The organism is Salsuginibacillus kocurii DSM 18087, from assembly GCF_000377705.1.
In the GTDB taxonomy this organism is placed as follows: domain Bacteria; phylum Bacillota; class Bacilli; order Bacillales; family Marinococcaceae; genus Salsuginibacillus; species Salsuginibacillus kocurii.
The window spans coordinates 302,048-320,804 of the sequence record NZ_KB898627.1; the positions used below are offsets into that span (position 1 = coordinate 302,048).

Sequence of the window (18,757 nt, forward strand, 5' to 3'; positions counted from 1 at the left end):
AAGATCAACCTCTTTTCAAGCCGTTATTCGGACAATAGCTGTTTTCCTTCAAATACAATCTGCTGCCTTAACAACACCGGCTCACCATCTTGTTCAGACTCAGCTTCCGTAAACACCGGCTCCTCCATGCGCCGTACCGGCATATATCCTTCTGCTTTCATACGAGCTAAACAGTCATCAATTGATTCGTTCTCCATCACTTCAAACCGCTTTTTCGGCTGCGGCTGTGCCGTATTTGCAGCCGAAGCTTTTTTCTTTTTCTTTTTTTTCGCCACTATTTTCGTACTCCTTTCACCCAAAACCCACCAAAGAAGTTTTTCGGTTCATGAGATATAATAAATGCTCGTGGGTCAAGCGCGCGAATGGTATCATATAAATCCAATTCCGAACGCCGCGACGTTAGAATTTCCATCATTAATCGTTCACCTTCCCGCCCGTAAGCGATCCAGTTTGTCACCCCGTAACCGCGATCCCTTAACGCATTAGGAATATCTGGTTCATACTCGCGCGTAATCACATTTACTGTAATATATCCTAAGGCCAGCTTCTCTTCAATTTTCATCCCCATAATCACGCCGCTGCCATACCCTAACGCATAAGCTACTACATGCAAAACTGAATCCATGTTGTCTAACACTAGCCCGAGCCCCAGCACATAAACCGTAACCTCTACCATTCCAACACAAGCTGCTGTATAGCGCCGGCCCTTTAGTGTGAATATCATGCGGACAGTAAATAAACTAACATACATTACATTAATCAACAGAATCACTAACAGTAACGACCACGCATTTTCAATCAATGCTTCTACCACTAATGCCGCCTCCCCCTTACCGAATCTTCTATTAAATATGAGGGAAGTTAGAAAACAATATCATGATTTCACCGCAATTAAAACACTTCCATTCGACAACAAACCACAAAAAAACGAAGAGCTTCTCCAACCTTATAGCATGTTATACTAAACCAAAACCATTTCATTTTCGACTCTGTTAAAGGATGCTAGTGCGCAAAACAAGCACCACTAAAAGAACTCAGATCCAATTTAATAAATAAAGGAGGCTGTATGATGCGGGCCCTATCTTTTTTACCAGCAGCTACTGAAATCATTAAAAAGCTTGATTTAACCGACCAACTCGCAGGCGTCACCTTCGAATGCCCAATCGACCGCCCTGTCGTCGTCCATTCCGAACTAGAAAACGAGACACTTTCAAGTGAAGAAATTAACACTGCCGTCAGCCAAGCCGCTAAAGCCGGCCGCTCTCTCTATACTGTTGACCTCGACAAAGTAAGAGAGCTCGCCCCCGACGTCGTCTTCACCCAACGCGTCTGCACCATCTGTCAAATCGGCGAAGACGAAACCATAGAAGCACTCTCCCATCTCCCTCACCCTCCGACTGTGATCTCGCTCTCTCCAGCCACCTTAAGCGACGTGAGAAACGATATACTAACAGTCAGTGAAGCCCTGGCGGCAAAGAAAAGCGGAGAGCAACTCGTCCAGGAGATCGACCAGCGTCTTGAAGCGGTACGCGAGCGAAGCCCCGCTAACGCTCTGCGCGTGTTTTTTATGGAATGGATGGACCCCATTTTCCATGCTGGGCATTGGATTCCGGAAATGATCGAAGCAGCTGGAGGGTATGATGCCTTTGCCAAGAAGGGCGGTAAATCAGGAACCGTTACACTTGCCGAACTCGAAGCGTATGACCCTGACTTAATCATCGCAGCCCCGTGTGGATTAAGCGGGGCCGAAGCCGAAAACGAACTTGCTGCCTATATGGAAAAAGACGAGTGGAAAAGGATCCGCGCCGTAAGAGAGCAACAAGTACACGTCCTCGACGCTCATCTGTTCACCCAGCCCGGTCCTGATTTAATCACAGGAATTGAACAACTTGCAGAGATTATCGAAGCACAACCGATCAAACAAGAGGCTAAATAAGTCCGCAAAAAGGAGCTCTCCACGTTATGGAGAGCTCCTTTCTTGGAGGCCAGAGCTATACAAACGCCAGGCCTGTTCCTCCGCTGGAATACGAATTAATAGAATAAGCATGGCATTTAACACCGTAAACAGTACAGCTGTAACATACGCACCAAACATCAGAGGCAGCGCGAGAATCTCGACACTGACGATGATATAATTTGGGTGCTTCATAAACCGGTAGGGCCCTTTCGTTACTGGCGTTGCTCCAGGCAGCACGATGATTTTTGTATTCCAGTAACGATGTAAGCTAACAAGAACCCACATACGGCCCATCTGTGCTGTGAGAAAAAGCATAAAGGGCAGCCACCACCAGCCCGGCAGACCCGATCTGATCAAGCCGACTTCAGCCAACAGCACTAAAAAGAAACCAGCGTGTAAAAAGATGAACCACTTATAATGGTCCTGGCCGTATTCTTTAGCTCCTTGTGCTTTCATCCATTTTTCATTGCGTTTCGCAATCATTAGTTCAATCAGCCGCTGCCCAATCGTCCATATCATCACAATTGCAAAAAGCAATTCTAGTTACCTCCATTCCATTGCGAGCATTTCTGCACTAAACCCAGGACCCAATGCGCCAAGCAGGCCAACTTCCCCTTTTAGCGGCGAGCTATTCATCACATCTTCAAGTACGTACAATACGCTGGGCGAGGACATATTCCCGTGCCATTTAAGTATTTGTTCCGATAAGGCCAGCTGCTCCTGTGATACATTCAGTGAGGTCCGGTAAGCGTCCAGCACCTTTCGCCCGCCCGGGTGCAAAATCCAACGATCGGTACTTTCAATGTCCCAATTAAAAGAGCTAAGAAACGATTCAATCCGGGGCCTGAGCCACGTCGAAATAAGCGAAGGAATGTCCCGCGAAAAAACGACATGAAAGCCCGTATCTTTAATGTCCCAGCCCATGACCCGCTCTGAATCCGGCATCAGCTCAGCTTGAGTGCCTAGAATATGTGGACCTTCTGCACAGTAACCGCTACTTTCTTCACCACTTACCAGGGCACAGCTTACACCGTCGCCAAAAAGTGAAGTGCCCACAAAGTTGCTTTTCGAAATATCATCCCGCTGAAATGTTAAACTGCAAAGCTCTACGCAAAGCACGAGCACATTCGCCGTTGGATGAGCGAGACAATAATCATATGCTCTTGCTAAACCACCAGCTCCTCCCGCACAACCCAGGCCCCACAAGGGAATACGTGTCGTCTCATTTTTCAAGCCTGTACCATTCATAATGCGAGCTTCCAGCGTCGGTGCGGCCATCCCACTGCTTGTTACGCTTATAAAGGCATCAATATCTTCAATGCCCACCGCTTGCTTCGTTTGTTTGATACAGTTCAGCACAGCTTCAGTCCCTAAATCAACAGCGTGCTCGATAAAAAGAGTGTTTCGTTCTTCCAAACCTTTGTCTTTTTTATACCAATCAATCGGCATAACAAATTGTCGTTCTTTAATGCCACCGTTTTCAAACACTTGCAGCATACGCTCAAGTGAAGACAAACGTTCATTAAAAAGTTCGCGAATGAAAGACTCCATTTCATCCTGCGAAACATGGTATGCCGGAAGGGCACGGGCCACAGAGCGGATAACCGGCATGCGCTCACTTCCTCTCCAAAAATCTAACCACGTGAATAAAAGTTAGTCTTCCCTGAATGGAAACATTTACTCGATTATTTTAAAAAATACAGGCTTTTATTCACTTTCTTTTATAAGTAGTGCCGGTCCCTACCCCCTATTGAAATGGAGCCTCATGTATTATGCTTGCACCTTAGCATGAATTCGAGTTATACACTTCTTACTAAACCTGATGGCACCTACCTGTTCCATTCCCTCTTTTCAATTTTCAAGCACGATGATTTCAGGTTTACGTTTTTTCTGATATGGTAATAAGAAATAGGGAACATTATTGTCTAACTAGCTTTTTAATACAACAGGAGGCAATAAGATGAATAACGTCGGACTCGTGCTCGAAGGAGGAGGCATGCGCGGCATTTACACTGCTGGCGTGCTTGAGTTTTTTCTCGAACAACAGCTGCATTTCCCTTACGTTGTAGGCGCATCTGCCGGAGCTTCTATGGCTTGTTCATACTTAGCCAGGCAAAAAGGACGCAATAAAAAAGTAAATATTGGCTTAATCAAAGATTCACGTTTCATAAGCTTTCGCAACATCCTGCGGGAGCGCAGTTTATTTGGGATGAATTTTTTATTTGACGAAGTGCCAAAGTCTATTATTCCACTAAATGTGGAGCAGGTACTTAACAACGACCAGCTCTTCCAAGTTGCCACCACCTGCATGACAACTGGCAAAGCCGTATATCATTCCAACGACGGAAACTGTGACATTTTACAAGCGGTTAAAGCCTCAAGCAGCCTGCCTTTGTTATCTCCCTACGTAACCATTGATGGGAAAAAGTTAATGGACGGCGGCGTGGCAGACCCCATCCCATTAGCGCAAGCCAGGCATGCCGGATTTAAAAAGAACGTAGTCGTGTTAACGCGGGAAAGAGGATTCCGCAAAAAACAATCACCGTTGTCACCACTAGCACCCCGCATCTACAAAGAATACCCTGAGTTTGCCACGACAATGATGCACCGCACCGACTTTTATAATGAACAACTGGATTGGATTGATGAACTAGAAGCCCGAGACGAAATTAAAGTACTGCGTCCCCCTTATGAAATAAACGTCAAACGTACAGAAAAAGACCCGAAGAAATTACTGCGTCTTTACGAAGCAGGCTACCGCCATGCCAAAGAATTATGGCCGGAACTCCAACACTGGCATGAAGAGCCAACAATTGAACAAGTAACACAACATGAACCACAGCCCGTGTAAACGAAAAGTGGCACATGTCGTTTTCGAGCAAGGAAAGCAAACGAAGAATGCGCAAGGAGTCGCTTAATGACTAAGAACGACGTTGAAAACACGCCGTCGGACTCGACTTGCCCGGCAAGATGCGGACCGCTCCCCGCGAAAAAAAGCGTGGATGAATGACGCCGCTAAACAAACAAAACTAGAAACCCATCACTCCAAGCACTTCTTGTGGAAACATTTGCAACGCTAGTGAGCTCATGTCCGTTGCAATCCCGGCGTCGGCGGACACACTTTCCCCCAGGCACAAGCGCGTGATTGGCTTCATCTTCATCGCGCTTGCTGTCACTGCGTGTTCGCCATTCATTTTCGCTTCTAATAGCCATAGGAGTTGCAAGCAGCTGGTGAGTAATAAGTTCACAAACCCTGTCGGTAGAAGCCTTAACACCCTACCAAGAGAAGATCCTCCTCCAACACGAATGCCTTCCCTTCTACCAGTTCACACCCTAGTTTTTATCCCGTTTACCAGAACTGAACCTTCAAGAAAAATTGGCTCAGCCAAGCCTACGGTGCAGGCTGAGCCTTAGTTGCACGTATACCGCTTCCTTCAACTATTCATATCTTACGGTGTAAAATAATTTAAAATTTTTATTTTCTTTGAAACAAATTGACTGTTCACTCGTATTCTATGAAAGAGGCTCGGGTAAAGAGGCGTTTGTGCCTTTCCTCGATCCTTTGTAAAAACTTTATAGGAGGCTTTATTATGGTAAAAAAATGGGGCAGTATCTCGCTCACGGCTCTTCTTGCAGCCACTGTACTTACACCAAGCGTTTCAGCAGAAGAACATAGTTTTCCAGATGTGGAGGCAGACTATTGGGCTGCCGAAAAGATTCAACAAGCAGTAGAAAAAGGGGTTATTGAAGGGTTTGGAGATGGCACCTTCCGTCCAACTGATTCTATTACGAGAGGAGCAGGAGCCGGCATTTTAGTTCGTGCCCTCGACTCTTCGGCTGATGAAGGGTTTAAACCTAGCTTTACTGATATTAGTGAAAACGATGAGTGGTTTGACGAAGCCGCTGCCGCAGAAGCTGAAGGCTGGATCACTGGACTTCCAGACGGTTCGTTCGCTCCGGATGCTTCTTTAACACGCGCCCAGGTAGCAGAACTTCTTACCGATGCTTTTGCTCTTGAAACTGAAAATCCATCAAGCTCAAATTTCCAAGATGTTGGCGAGGACCATTGGGCTCACGAATCGATCGATACACTAGTCAGCCTTGGTTTGGCCACAGGCTATGAAAATGGCGAAGAGTTTCGACCTAACCAAGAAGTGACGCGGGCTGAATTTACTACATTCTTAGTCCGAGCACTCAGCGAAGGACCTGGTGAAAAAGAGCCTGAATATGATGAAGCACAAGCAGATGAGCTGCGTGAAATCTCGGATCAGCTGCTAGAGCTAGAATCGTATACATTTACAGGCGACATGACCATTGATATGACCATGCCGTTATTAGAAGAAGACGTAGAAATGGACATTGAAGATACGATTTCACTTGAAGCAGATCTGCGCGGTTCTTATCAATATGACCCATTAATCACAGAAACTATTACAAACACAAGCATGCCTGACCCAGCGATGGAATCTATGAAAGATGTAGGCATCGTCACAGAAGATGCTGTGTACTCCAAGATCCAAAATCCAGAAGGCATCCCTGAAGACACACCAGGCCTTTTCCCTGAAGAGTGGGAAGGACAATTCTTAGAAACCCCACTTGCTCCTGAAGGGTATAACGGTGACTTGTTTGATATTACCCAGCAGCAAGAATTAATGCACGCCTTTTACAACGAACTATTTGAAGTCCGCGGCACCGAATTTTTCGAAATTACAGAGGCGAGCCATGACGCAATCCCAGAAGGTATCGACCACGAGCGGGTTGTGTCCGTATCTCTTGATCAAACTGATTTAGAACTTTTATTTGAGCAGCTCGGCAACATTGAAATCCCTGGCTTTGATGAAGCCCTGCAGTCACCTGAAATCATGTCTGCAGCCATCTCAGCGGCTGGTGAAGAAACAGACGTCCCAGAAGGTGATATTGATATTGACGATATTTTTGAGCTGATTGATTTCGAAACACTTGAATGGCATCAAGCCATCGATAGTGATGGAAACGTCACCTATGACAGCGGCGAGCTTGCTCTTTCCATTCAAGAAGCAGGCGAAACCGTCTCTATGGATATGACATACGCCCTCGATATGGATGATTTCAATGAAGAGATTTCGTTTGAATACGGAGTTCCAGCTGAAGAAGACATCATTTCTGAAGAAGAATATCTCGACTGGCTCGATGAGCAAATGAACGAGGAATATCAAGAGCTGCCAGAATTTGAAGAAGAGCTTGAAGTAGAAGAATAAGAGCTTTTGACCACCTCCAGAGTCCTTCGCTAAACGAAGGGCTCGTTTTCATGCCGTCCATGATGAATCCCCATCAAAACTCCTTAGGATGTTTATTGATGGCATACTTCACACATGACAGAAAGGCAGCTATGATTAATGGGAGATTTGGAACAATACAAGCAGAAATCCATATATACCGGGTGATTCATATTAAATTTGGTATACTTTAATTGATTGGGCAAAATAGTGAGGTACAACATAGTTATTCACTTGTTAGAATCAATTTCATCATGACGTTTTATGAGCAATAAAATGAATACTTTCTTTTGATTTTTTATTTACTATACGGAATATTAAAAGTGGCTGAAACGTAAGACGGCGACTCCCTAAGGATAAAGCGCACTCTGAAGATCCACTTGTTCGATGGGTTTTACCCATCGAACAAGTTAGCTGAAGACAAGCTCTCGGGAAAGCGTCCGTCTGAAGTGAAGGCCACATTCATTATGCGGATGTTAACATCTTATGTTGAATGAGGAAATGAATTTGTTAAGGGAGTGTTATCGAAATGGTTGGAGTAGAAATTGATATGGTTGTGAAAGATAGCTTAAAAGCATTGGAATTATACGAAACTATATTTGATATCGAGCGGGTGGAGGTTTCAAACTTTCCTCGTGGTGAAAATGAAGCAATTTTCACCCTATACGACGTTCACTTTCACTTGTTAGATGAAAACCCTGACTTCCATTTGATCGCACCAACGCCTGACGACCCTAAAACTAGTTGGGTTAATGTTACTGTTCCAGACATTAAAGAGACCTATGCCAAGGCGATGGATTTAGGTTGTACAGAGGTACAACCGGTAACGGAGCTTCCTGACTACGGCGTAGCGAACGCCATATTCATGGACCCTTTTGGTTATGTATGGATGCTACACCAAGTTCATAAAGAGGTTAGTCATGAAGAACGTCTTCAGCTTTGGGAGGAAAAAAAGGAAAAGTAACCATGGGTATATTATAAGAACTATAGAGAAAAATAGTATCAAAAAAGCCTGTATCAATGATTACTTGCTAACCTACGATACAGGCTTTTTCTATCGGTAACTAATTGTTCCTATATAGCAATAAAACGAATACGATCTTTTTGTTTTTTACTATATGGATATGGAAAGTAAAAGTGGCGGCAACGTAAGACGGCGACTCCCAGAGGATAACGCGCAGTCTGAAGATCCACTTGTTCGATGTTTTTACCATCCATCGAACAAGTTAGCTGAAGACAAGCCCTCGGGAAAGCGTCCGTCTCAAGTGAAGACCGCATTCACCCTTGGCCCATAAGGAACGAGATTTATGAAATTCATTCATATAGTTAAACATTTTTTATGCGTTTGGAGAGAGACTATCCATCGAGGGCTTGCTTAAGGTCCTGCCAGATATCTTCCGGATGTTCCAAACCGACGGACACACGCAGCAGCGCGTCACTAATTCCCATTTCCCGCCGTTTATCCACCGGAACCACTGAATGCGTCATCGTATACGGATGCTGACAAAGCGTCTCCGGGTCCCCTAAACTGACGGCAATTTGTGCCAGCTTAAGCCGGTTTAAAAACGCCTGCGCTTCTTTTTTGCCACCATGTAATTCAAAACTAATTAACCCGCCAAATTGACTCATTTGCCGCTCAGCCAGGCGAAAAGTATCGGAAGCGGGATCTCCCGGAAATCGAATCGATCGCACCTTAGGATGGTCCTTTAAACGTTCAAACACATACGCTGCATTCTCGCAGTGCCGGTCCATCCGTAGACTGAGTGTCTTCAAGCCGCGCAGCAACAACCATGCATCAAATGGAGCCAAGATTCCACCAATATCTTTGTGCGTCTCCATTCGCACTTGCTCCATAAAATTCTCTCGGCCGACTGCCACACCCGCAATCAAATCACCATGCCCGCCTAAATACTTCGTCGCGCTATGGACCACAACATCCGCGCCCTGAGCAAGCGGTCGTTGTAAATACGGTGTAGCAAATGTATTATCCACCACCACCTGCAAACCATGCTCACGCGCAAAACGAGTCACCATCTCAACATCCACCAATTTCATCGTCGGATTAATCGGCGTCTCTACATAAATTACTTTGGTTTCTGGGCGAAGAGCCTGACTGAGCGCTTCCTCATCTTCCATCGCCAAAAAATCAACTTCTACACCGAAGCGTTCTTCAAGCATCGAGAAGAACCCATACGTACAACCATACACCCCTTCTGTCACCAGCACAGCGGACACAGCAGCCATCCCCGAACTAAACGCAACAGCCGCCTCCCCACCTTCCAACTCCGCCATCCTTGCTTCCAACGTATGCACCGTCGGATTACCGAGCCGCGAATACACATACCCTGCCTCTTCCCCAGCAAAACGGCGCTCCCCCGCCTCCGCCGAATCAAACGAATACGTCGACGTCTGATAAAGCGGAGGTGTCAAACTTCCATAATGCCCCGCCCGATCATACGCACCATGAATCAACTTCGTATCAAACCGACTAGACTTCATTACCTTCTCCCCTTTCTACAACTCCTATCTCATTATACATGAAAACGCTTACTTTTAGAGCCTGTTCTTTTCCAGAAACCGCGAAAACCTCTACCCATTTTGGTAAAATAAAAGCGAGAGCTACTCGCCCGCCTGTATTCGGCCTTCACGCAGACAGAACTCGTCTGCCAACTACCCTCTTTGACGAAAGGAGACCGTTATGACCAAACCTACTGTTGTCACATATAACCGTATCTCCACTCCCGCCATCGAAGACATGAAAAAAGACTACGATGTACGGACGTTTACCAATTTTGAAACGACCAAAGACCCTGCCTTCCGGGCTGCGCTGCAGGAAGCAGAGGCCATCATGAATGTCGACTTAGAAGTGGATGATCAACTTTTAGCATATGCCCCCAATGTGAAAATCGTGAGCAACGTCTCCGTTGGCTATGACAATCTGGATGTCGAGGCATTGCAGAAACGCGGGATTTACGCGACTCATACTCCTGGGATACTTACAGAAACGACCGCCGACGCCATTTTCGGCCTGCTTCTTTCCACCGCCCGGCGCATTCCTGAACTGGATCACTACGTCAAAACCGGGGCCTGGAATGAGATGCTTCCTGAAGCAAAATTCGGAGTAGATGTTCACCATAAAACTCTAGGCATGATTGGAATGGGCCGCATCGGCGAAGCCATCGCCAGACGCGCTCACTTTGGCTTTCAAATGAACATCCAATACTACAACCGCAGCCAAAAAGAAGAAGTAGAACAAACACTGGACGCCACCCGCTTATCACTGGATGAGCTGCTCGAAACCTCTGATTTTATCTGCATCATGGTACCGTTAACCGAAGACACCAAGCATTTAATCGACGCTTCCGCTTTTAAAAAAATGACACCCTCCGCCATTTTTATCAACGGCTCACGCGGCAGCACCGTTGATGAAAAAGCATTAATTGAGGCCCTTAACCAAGGCGAAATTTTAGCCGCCGGACTCGACGTCTTCGAAGAAGAACCGCTGCCGGAAGGCCATCCATTTTTGCAGATGGAACAGGTCGTAACGACACCCCATATCGGTTCATCCACCCATGAAAACGAAGAAAACATGGCCCGCTTAGCGGCTGAAGATATCAAGCTTGCCCTGGCCGGGAAAGAGCCGAAGCATAGGATTCAGCCATCATAAAGAGCCTATAAAAAAGCTTTGGCAACATGGAACAATTCCCATGTTGCCAAAGCGAATAGCATAGCCCACGCTAAGTTTGTCGAAGTAACTATCATTTAGTTGTCTGCTTTTATTATATCTTGTAATGAAGTGTCAGCCATCGAGTTTAATCTGCGGTCATATTGTTCAAATGGTAGATTTTTTGTAATACTATTTGGAACTACTACACATTTTAATCCTGCATTTTTTGCTGCTTTTAGACCATTAAGAGAGTCTTCAAATGCGATGGCTTCCTTTTCCTGTACATTTAACTTTTCTAATACTTTACTATATACGTCAGGGCAAGGTTTCTTTCGTTCTACATCATCAAATGTTGCTATAGCATCAAAATAATGATGAATCTGATGAGTTTTCAAATAGTACGATACCCACTTATACTCGGAACTTGAAGCAATGGCGACTTTCAAGCCTAATGCCTTTGCTTCTTCGAGATATTCGATAACCCCAGCTCGTAGTGATTGGGTTTGAATATGGCCTTCGTAGCACAGCTCTACTTCTTCGGCAACACCCTACAAATGGATAGAGAATATGTAAAAATTGAGTGAAAGAGTGTTTAAGGAGGAAGGCAAAATGAATCATCTGTATACGCAAAGGATTCATTCTAAATTGGTTGAACATGGTACTCAAGATCAAGCTATAGGAATGAAAAAATATATGCGAGAGAAGTACGATTTTTTTGGCGTCAAGGCAACTCCCAGAAGGAAAATTGTGCGCGAAGTAATGAAAGAGTACGGTCCTCCTCCAGAAAAAGAGTTCAGCAAGATTATAAAAGAGCTATGGGGACTTCCAGAAAGAGAGTGTCAGTATGCCGCTCTAGATATACTTGATCGAAGAAAAGAGTTCAAAGATAAAGACATTCAACTGCTAGAGTATTTGATTACACATAAATCGTGGTGGGATACCGTGGATTGGATCGCCAGCAAACATGCAGGGGCTTATTTTCAACATTACCCTCAGCATATTCAAAACATAACGGGTCATTGGATTCAATCGAACAATTTCTGGCTCAAAAGATCTGCTATTCTCTTTCAATTAAAGTATAAACAAGACACTGATGAAGAAATTCTGTACCATTATATTAACCAATGCCTAGGGTCAGAGGAGTTCTTTATCAATAAAGCGATTGGATGGGCGTTAAGAGAATACTCTAAAACCAATGGACCTTCTGTGGTTCAGTTTGTGAACCAGCACAATCTATCACAACTTAGTCGAACCGAGGCATTAAAATATTTGAAAGCTAAAAAATAGGACAGCTCTTGCTGTATATGAATACGAGCAAAGAGCTGTATCTACCTTTATCGTTTTACAGTTACATAGATTAGAGCTTCACAATTTTTCTTCCCTTGATTTCCCCTGTGAGAATCGATGATAGCGTCTGGGGAAGCTCTTGCAAGGAAATGTCTTCGGCAATCGTCTCAAGTTGGTCTGCAATTTTCAGATCAGAAGTCAGTCGTGACCATACGTGCTGGCGCTTCTCCATCTCACAATAGGCGGAATCAATGCCAAGCAGGCTTACACCGCGCAAAATGAAAGGAAAGACACTAGTTGGAACACTCGTCCCCCCAGTTAGACCGCTAACGGCTACGGCACCATCTTTTTTGGTGGCACTTAACATATAAGCTAGCGTTTCTCCGCCCACCGGGTCGACTGCTCCTGCCCAGCGCTGTTTATCAAGCGGGCGAATTTTTTCAGGAGTGAGTTCTTTACGGTCAATGACTTCAGTGGCACCGATCTGTTGCAAATAGTCATGCTCTGACTCTTTGCCGGTACTTGCGATCACTTCAAATCCTCGTTTTGCGAGCATCGCAACAGCCATGCTGCCCACGCCGCCTGTCGCACCGCTTACGAGAACCGGTCCTTTGTCTGGGGTAAGTCCTGCCTCTTCCAAGCGATCAACAGACAAGGCAGCTGTAAATCCTGCTGTCCCGAAGACCATTGCTTCCCGCAATGAAAGTCCTGCAGGCAAGGAAACCACCCAATCTGCAGGGACCCGGGCATATTCACTAAAACCGCCGTCATGTGTGACCCCTAAATCGTAGCTCGTTACAATCACTTCATCGCCTGGCTCATAGCGACTATCCTCTGAGGCTTCTACTACGCCGGACAAGTCAATACCAGGGATGAAAGGATAGCTCTCAACAATGCCTCCATTTTTCTTCGTGGCTAAGCCATCTTTAAAATTGACACTGGAATAATGCACCTTAATGAGTACTTCACCCGCAGGCAAATCATCAAGGCTGATTTCCCGAATCTTCGTTTCAACCTCTTCTTCCAGTTGGTCTACGACAAGTGCTTGAAATGTTGCCATGTATGCACACCTCCAGAAAATTCAAACCTTTCGTTTTAATTGTACCTACTTTCATGTTGATAACGCTACCAATAATGTTTGATGTTTTATGGTTGGGTGCAAACTGTTAATATGTTATACTGCTTCAGTTCGTATGAAAAACAGCACAGCATTTTAAAAAAGGCGTATTGGCAAGCTTTCGCCTTGCTAAACAAGCTGTATCACTCAATTAATAAAGTATAGAGAACACACAGAAAGGAGCATGAAAATGGCTCAAGTACGCGCATGGTTTTCCGGGCTCAGGCTCGTAAACATCGCCATCATTATTTTCGGAACGATCATTTTTGCGTTCGGCATCATCCATTTTAATTTACAAAACGGCCTGGCCCATGGCGGCTTTACCGGCATTACTCTGCTCGGTTATTACTTATTTGCCATTGAACCATCCATCTCAAATCTGATTTTGAATGTGCCACTTTTTTTAATCGGCTATAAACTATTAGGACGTAAGGTGTTAATGTACAGCATCATCGGAACGTTGAGTCTGTCGGCCTGGCTGCATTTTTTTGAAACCTACTGGAATGTCGCTGTCCCGCTCCAAGAAGATATGACACTCGTTGCCTTGTTTGCTGGTGTTTTTGCCGGCGCAGGGCTGGGCATTATCTTTCGGGCAGGAGGCACTACCGGAGGCGTCGATATTTTAGCCCGTTTGGCGGAAAAATACTTCGGGATCAGTCTCGGTACGTTTATGTTCATGTTTGACTCGTTTGTTATTACGTCTTCCTTGATTCATTTAAGTTTACCGCAAGCGATGTATACACTGGTCACCGTCTTTGTCGCCGCTAAAGTAATCGACTTTATCATCGAAGGGGCTAACGCTGGAAAATCTGCCATGATCATTTCTGACAAAAGCGATGAAATCGGCGATGCCATCATTGAACGTATGGCTCGCGGATCCACCGTCATCACCGGACGGGGTAGCTTCACAAAAGGAGAACGTAACATTTTATACTGTGTCATCAACCGAAATCAACTCGTTCACCTTCGGACGATTGTCAATGATGTCGATCCATACGCCTTCTTCTCCGTCCACGACGTTCGCGAAGTGACCGGTGAAGGCTTCACCTATGATAAAAATAATAAACCGATCGGGATGTCGAATTCTTAAATTCAATAAGGAACCTGGATTCTTGAGCAGAATCCAGGTTTTTTATAAGAGCAGAGATAGAAGAACGCGCGCAATTTGGACGTTTCGACATATAAATGGACGCTTTTGGCTCCAATTTGGACGTTTCGACAAGATTCTCAGACGTTTCGACAAAACTCTGTTACGTTCACCCTTGAAATTTGGACGTTTTTAAAGGTGGAAGCGCCGTATGAGGGGGCCGCTGCGGGCACACTACGCAACGAATTAGCGTGATTGTGCAAATTGGAACGGTCACTGCGCAACTATACATCCGTCTGCCGCTAAAACTCCCATCGCAGCACCACCCCGCCATTAGCGCCACAGCCGCATCCACTTCTGCTCGCGCAATCCCTACATTTCTCCATTAAAAAAACGACCCCGCTGCCGAGGTCGTTCCCCACGTTATCGATTATCTATATTTTCCGGATACAGATCGTGGTATAACAAGCGTTCCTGCGCCATTTTTTCAAATGACGTGCCAGGTTTGCCGTAATTAGCGTACGGATCAATAGAAATGCCGCCGCGCGGAGTGAATTTGCCCCACACTTCGATAAAGCGCGGGTCCATTAATTCAATAAGATCGTTCATGATCGTGTTGATCGCGTCTTCGTGGAAGCCGCCGTGGTTGCGGAAGCTGAACAAGTAGAGTTTCAGCGATTTACTCTCCACCATTTTCACGTCAGGAATGTAGCGGACATATACAGTTGCAAAATCAGGCTGGCCGGTCATCGGGCAAAGAGTGGTGAATTCCGGACAGTTAAATTTCACGACGTAATCGCGGTTTGGGTGCTGGTTCTCAAACGTTTCCAGCAGACTTGGGTCGTAATCAAATGTATACGACGTCTTTTCGCTGCCGAGATGTGTAACTCCATCTAAATCTTCTGGTTCGCGTCCTGCCATCAGAGACCCTCCTTTTTTCCAGTTTTTATTCCAAATTATAAATATTAGACACCTTGCTTGTTTCCCCAGAGCAACGCATGAATCTGCGGCAATACGCGCGCGCGGTTAAAGGCCGGCTCAGCCGCGACCTGCTCCACGAGCCATTCATAAGAGACCATCAAGCGCTCACGCAAACTGCCTGTATCGCCTGCGCCCAAATCATCATTTCCAACCTGCAGATAAAACGGCACCTCTTTGTATCGTTCATGCACCGTTTTAGCATACTCGAGGTCCGCCTCATCAAAGATGACCACTTTTATACTGTGGGCGTTAGCAGACGTATTTGCGAGTTCATTCATATAATGATCGAGCTCTCCCCAATTCGTTTCCATCTTTGAACTAGGAGGTTTCGGTGAAACGGTGACCTCATCAATCTGGCGCATCCAGTCTTGCCAAACACTCCCTTGCGTTTCCACCGCGGTGGCAATCCCGTGTTCATGTAAAAGCGTGACAAAATCTCCAATGCCAGCATGAAGAGCCGGGTTGCCGCCTGAAATCGTGACATGGGCAAAATTAGAGCCAGCTTTGTCACGCAGCTGCGCTACAATCTCATCTGGTGCCATCATCTCCGGCTTTTGCGAGCCGTCCCACGTAAAGGCCGAATCACACCAGGCGCAGCGATAATCACAGCCGGCCGTGCGCACGAACATCGTTTTTTGCCCCGCTACCATGCCTTCACCTTGAATCGTCGGCCCAAAAATCTCGAGGACTGGAATTCGCTTACTCATCGGTGGTCCTCCTCTTTTGGCCGGTACACCACATAGCTTGTCGGTGTTTCCCGGACGATTAACTGCAGGCAGTACGGCCGGTTGGAGCGTTTGGCCAGCTGCTTGTCCACTTCATTCCAGATCGATTTCGCCACAACTTCCGTTGTCGGTAAAGGTTCTTCATCATCCACCTGAAACTCTTCATGGTCATTTAAAATCGTGTGGTCATAGCGTTTATGAATAATTTCTTTCAGTTCTTTAAAATTAATGAGAAAACCAGTCTCATCCAGTTCATCTCCGGCCAGGGTCACATTAATGAAATACGTGTGGCCATGAACGTTTTGACAAACACCCGCCCGCTCATCTGGAATAAAATGAGCAGCAGCCAGGTGCATATCTTTATTCAGTTCATAGCGAAAGTTGTGAGGCACCTGCGGGTAAAATTGTTGAAGCATTACTGATCGCTTCCTTTTTCTTCAATATATTGATCAAGCCCTTGTTGACGTAGCTTACAGGACGGACACTCTCCGCAGCCTCCGCCACGAATGCCGTGGTAACAAGTGAGGGTACGGTTTTTCACATAATCCAAACGACCCAACTTATCAGCGAGTTCCCACGTTTCTTTTTTATCCAGCCACATCAGCGGGGTATGCAGGACAAAGCTGTCATCCATCGACAGGTTGAGTGTCACATTGAGTGATTTCACAAACACGTCCCGGCAATCCGGATAGCCGCTGAAGTCTGTTTCACAGACGCCTGTCACGACATGCTTCGCTCCGCGCTGGCGCCCGTAAATCGTAGCAAAAGATAAGAATAACAGATTCCGCCCATCGACGAAAGTTGACGGCAGTTCCCCATCTTCTCCTTCTGTCACTTCAATATCATCGCGCGTCAACGCATTGGGAGCCAGTTGATTTAACAACTCCATATCCAAAACGTCATGCTCAACCCCCAGCTCAGCAGCAATCTCTTTCGCCACTTCCACTTCGTCGTCATGACGCTGACCGTAAGAAAACGTGACCGCATAGACCTTTTCAAAACGCTCCAGTGCCCAGAACAGGCAAGTCGTACTGTCCTGCCCCCCACTGAACACGACAACAGCTCGTTCATTTTTCATCGTTCGTGCGGGCGTTCGAGTGAGGTTTCCTCAGAACAGCCCTTCCCCCCTTCTGGTTACTTATCTATAGTCAAAATCTTAATCTTATGGTTTACATCATGCCTATTTTACAGGTCATCGACGCAAATCGCAAACAAAAATGGTGCCTGACCCTGACGCGTTACTGCGCCGGGGGTCAGGCACCAAACAACCACCTGTTCATACGAAATATTCAAATGCTGCTTCTGGGAAAAATGTGTTTAGATATTCAGTCAGTGTATTTTTAATGTCCTCTTGTTCTTCGGTCGTATAAACATATTTCCCAATGCCGTAACGGCCCCACTTCCATTTGCGCTTGTTTTCCTCGAGTTCTAACTTCGTCATCGGGTAATTTTTTTGGATGACTTTCTTAGCTGGTTTTGTAAAGCGATGCTGAATGAATTCAAAGGTTAAATCCTTTCTTAACCTTTGCGGGATTTGTTCATGTAATTTCTCAAACATCGTATAGTATCCTTCTTTCCAGCCTTCATGCAAATAAATCGGAGCAACGATAAATCCTAAGGGATAATCGGCCTCTGCTACTTTTCTGGCTGCTTCTAAACGATCATCTAAGCGTGAGGTGCCAGGTTCAAAATATTTGATTACATAATCAGCGTTAATACTGAAGCGAAAACGGGTTTTATAATTGTGGTTTGCATCTAATAAATGATCCACATGAGAAAATTTTGTCACGAACCGGAGTCTGCCGTAATCTGTTTGCCCCATGTATTCTATCGCTTGTTTTAAGGAATGGGTCAGGTGATCAATTCCTACAATATCGGAAGTACACGCCGCCTCAAACCGGGTAATTTCCGGCGCTCGTTCTTTCATGTATTGAGCGGCCGCATCAAAAATTTCCTCGGTGTTCACGTACGTTCGTATATACGGTTTACTTCCCATTGTCGTTTGCAAATAACAATAATGGCAATGGCCCATGCAGCCAGTAGCCAACGGAATTGCATATTCTGCCGACGGCTTGGATGTATCAAATTTTAATGTTTTCCTGACCCCCACGACAAGCGTGGATTTTGCCACTCTATACTTTTGAAAATCATTTTCCCCCGGCAAGTTACGAACTTGGTTGTGGGAGGTAGTTTTTCTAATTTCAACATCACTTTCTTTAAACTTGGCCATTAGCTCTCTGCCAAGCGGATATTCTAAAGCTCCAGGTTCAAAATACACCAATTGGGGATAAAAGGGTTTAAGCATTTATATCACCATGTTCCGGGTCACCAAAATAATACTCATAAGCGGCTTCTGCTTCATTTTCGGTTTTGTAAATGGCCAGCTGTTCATTGAGCGGATAATACGTCTCATATAAAAATAATGCCATTTCGCCCGGCTCTTCTGGATTCTCTACAACGGCCGCTTCTTGAATATGAGCTACGTCCTGGGTATGGGGATTACGATACATCACATAAACAATCTCGCCTGGTTGATAGTGTGTTTCGGCATCAAATTGATTCATACATTCCTTCACCTTGCTTCCTTAAGGATATTCTTCACTATAGTGTTACTCATGCGTTTATCCTCTATCAGGTTTATTAGGTGGTAAAACTTACAAGGGAAGGGAAAACATATTATT

General features: G+C 45.5%; 21 protein-coding genes. 7 read left to right on the top strand and 14 right to left on the bottom strand.

The window, feature by feature from the left end:
• Positions 1-23: 23 nt before the first annotated feature.
• Both D469_RS20255 and D469_RS0111830 read right to left on the bottom strand, forming a co-directional pair.
• Entirely contained in the window at positions 24-197 is a 174-nt protein-coding gene (locus D469_RS20255; RefSeq protein ID WP_083910803.1) for an NETI motif-containing protein, read from the bottom strand.
• 77 nt (positions 198-274) lie between these two features.
• The gene (locus D469_RS0111830) at positions 275-814 is read right to left on the bottom strand and encodes a DUF2179 domain-containing protein (protein ID WP_018923607.1); all 540 of its coding nucleotides are present in this window, start codon (positions 812-814) and stop codon (positions 275-277) included.
• Between the two features lie 252 nt (positions 815-1,066).
• On the opposite strand from D469_RS0111830, the gene D469_RS20260 reads away from it, so the two are divergent.
• Positions 1,067-1,936: an ABC transporter substrate-binding protein gene (locus D469_RS20260; RefSeq protein WP_083910796.1), complete on the top strand. Its 870-nt coding sequence runs from the start codon at positions 1,067-1,069 to the stop codon at positions 1,934-1,936.
• 24 nt (positions 1,937-1,960) lie between these two features.
• Here the strand turns inward: D469_RS20260 and D469_RS0111840 are convergent, their stop codons facing one another.
• The gene (locus D469_RS0111840) at positions 1,961-2,494 is read right to left on the bottom strand and encodes an isoprenylcysteine carboxyl methyltransferase family protein (protein ID WP_018923609.1); all 534 of its coding nucleotides are present in this window, start codon (positions 2,492-2,494) and stop codon (positions 1,961-1,963) included.
• Positions 2,495-2,500: 6 nt separating this feature from the next.
• Positions 2,501-3,568 carry a type III polyketide synthase gene (locus tag D469_RS0111845; RefSeq protein ID WP_018923610.1) on the bottom strand — a complete coding sequence of 356 codons (1,068 nt, stop codon included), beginning with the start codon at positions 3,566-3,568 and terminating at the stop codon, positions 2,501-2,503.
• Between the two features lie 349 nt (positions 3,569-3,917).
• On the opposite strand from D469_RS0111845, the gene D469_RS0111850 reads away from it, so the two are divergent.
• Entirely contained in the window at positions 3,918-4,808 is an 891-nt protein-coding gene (locus D469_RS0111850) for a patatin-like phospholipase family protein (protein ID WP_018923611.1), read from the top strand.
• A 178-nt stretch (positions 4,809-4,986) separates the two neighbouring features.
• Here D469_RS0111850 and D469_RS0111855 read toward each other — a convergent pair whose 3' ends face one another.
• Positions 4,987-5,205, bottom strand: a complete 219-nt coding sequence (locus tag D469_RS0111855; protein ID WP_156816978.1) for a hypothetical protein — start codon at positions 5,203-5,205, stop codon at positions 4,987-4,989.
• A 342-nt stretch (positions 5,206-5,547) separates the two neighbouring features.
• On the opposite strand from D469_RS0111855, the gene D469_RS21210 reads away from it, so the two are divergent.
• Both D469_RS21210 and D469_RS0111870 read left to right on the top strand, forming a co-directional pair.
• Positions 5,548-7,194: an S-layer homology domain-containing protein gene (locus D469_RS21210; protein ID WP_018923613.1), complete on the top strand. Its 1,647-nt coding sequence runs from the start codon at positions 5,548-5,550 to the stop codon at positions 7,192-7,194.
• Between the two features lie 547 nt (positions 7,195-7,741).
• Positions 7,742-8,176, top strand: a complete 435-nt coding sequence (locus D469_RS0111870) for a VOC family protein (protein WP_018923615.1) — start codon at positions 7,742-7,744, stop codon at positions 8,174-8,176.
• 392 nt (positions 8,177-8,568) lie between these two features.
• Here the strand turns inward: D469_RS0111870 and D469_RS0111875 are convergent, their stop codons facing one another.
• Positions 8,569-9,711, bottom strand: a complete 1,143-nt coding sequence (locus D469_RS0111875) for an aminotransferase class I/II-fold pyridoxal phosphate-dependent enzyme (RefSeq protein WP_018923616.1) — start codon at positions 9,709-9,711, stop codon at positions 8,569-8,571.
• A 199-nt stretch (positions 9,712-9,910) separates the two neighbouring features.
• On the opposite strand from D469_RS0111875, the gene D469_RS0111880 reads away from it, so the two are divergent.
• Positions 9,911-10,879 (top strand): 2-hydroxyacid dehydrogenase, encoded by a 969-nt coding sequence (locus D469_RS0111880; protein WP_018923617.1) that lies wholly within the window; start codon positions 9,911-9,913, stop codon positions 10,877-10,879.
• A gap of 95 nt (positions 10,880-10,974) precedes the next feature.
• Here D469_RS0111880 and D469_RS20270 read toward each other — a convergent pair whose 3' ends face one another.
• Entirely contained in the window at positions 10,975-11,406 is a 432-nt protein-coding gene (locus tag D469_RS20270) for an HAD-IA family hydrolase (protein ID WP_083910798.1), read from the bottom strand.
• Between the two features lie 82 nt (positions 11,407-11,488).
• Here D469_RS20270 and D469_RS0111890 point away from each other — a divergent pair, with 82 nt between their 5' ends.
• Entirely contained in the window at positions 11,489-12,166 is a 678-nt protein-coding gene (locus D469_RS0111890) for a DNA alkylation repair protein (RefSeq protein WP_018923619.1), read from the top strand.
• Positions 12,167-12,236: 70 nt separating this feature from the next.
• On the opposite strand, the gene D469_RS0111895 is transcribed toward D469_RS0111890, so the two are convergent.
• Positions 12,237-13,226: an NADPH:quinone oxidoreductase family protein gene (locus tag D469_RS0111895; protein ID WP_018923620.1), complete on the bottom strand. Its 990-nt coding sequence runs from the start codon at positions 13,224-13,226 to the stop codon at positions 12,237-12,239.
• 247 nt (positions 13,227-13,473) lie between these two features.
• On the opposite strand from D469_RS0111895, the gene D469_RS0111900 reads away from it, so the two are divergent.
• Positions 13,474-14,373, top strand: a complete 900-nt coding sequence (locus D469_RS0111900) for a YitT family protein (protein ID WP_018923621.1) — start codon at positions 13,474-13,476, stop codon at positions 14,371-14,373.
• A gap of 420 nt (positions 14,374-14,793) precedes the next feature.
• Here the strand turns inward: D469_RS0111900 and queF are convergent, their stop codons facing one another.
• From queF to D469_RS0111935, 6 genes are all read right to left on the bottom strand, one after another.
• Positions 14,794-15,291: a preQ(1) synthase gene (gene queF / locus D469_RS0111910; protein ID WP_018923622.1), complete on the bottom strand. Its 498-nt coding sequence runs from the start codon at positions 15,289-15,291 to the stop codon at positions 14,794-14,796.
• A 44-nt stretch (positions 15,292-15,335) separates the two neighbouring features.
• On the bottom strand, positions 15,336-16,058 hold the full coding sequence (queE, locus tag D469_RS0111915) for a 7-carboxy-7-deazaguanine synthase QueE (protein WP_018923623.1): 723 nt from the start codon (positions 16,056-16,058) through the stop codon (positions 15,336-15,338).
• The gene (gene queD / locus D469_RS0111920) at positions 16,055-16,492 is read right to left on the bottom strand and encodes a 6-carboxytetrahydropterin synthase QueD (RefSeq protein WP_018923624.1); all 438 of its coding nucleotides are present in this window, start codon (positions 16,490-16,492) and stop codon (positions 16,055-16,057) included. The genes queE and queD overlap by 4 nt, the downstream gene beginning before the upstream one ends.
• A complete protein-coding gene (gene queC / locus D469_RS0111925; RefSeq protein ID WP_018923625.1) occupies positions 16,492-17,154 on the bottom strand; it encodes a 7-cyano-7-deazaguanine synthase QueC in 663 nt (220 codons plus the stop codon). Before queC ends, queD begins: the two co-directional genes overlap by 1 nt.
• A 198-nt stretch (positions 17,155-17,352) precedes the next feature.
• The gene (splB, locus tag D469_RS0111930) at positions 17,353-18,381 is read right to left on the bottom strand and encodes a spore photoproduct lyase (RefSeq protein WP_018923626.1); all 1,029 of its coding nucleotides are present in this window, start codon (positions 18,379-18,381) and stop codon (positions 17,353-17,355) included.
• Entirely contained in the window at positions 18,374-18,640 is a 267-nt protein-coding gene (locus D469_RS0111935; RefSeq protein WP_018923627.1) for a transcriptional regulator SplA domain-containing protein, read from the bottom strand. The genes splB and D469_RS0111935 overlap by 8 nt, the downstream gene beginning before the upstream one ends.
• Between the last annotated feature and the right edge of the window lie 117 nt (positions 18,641-18,757).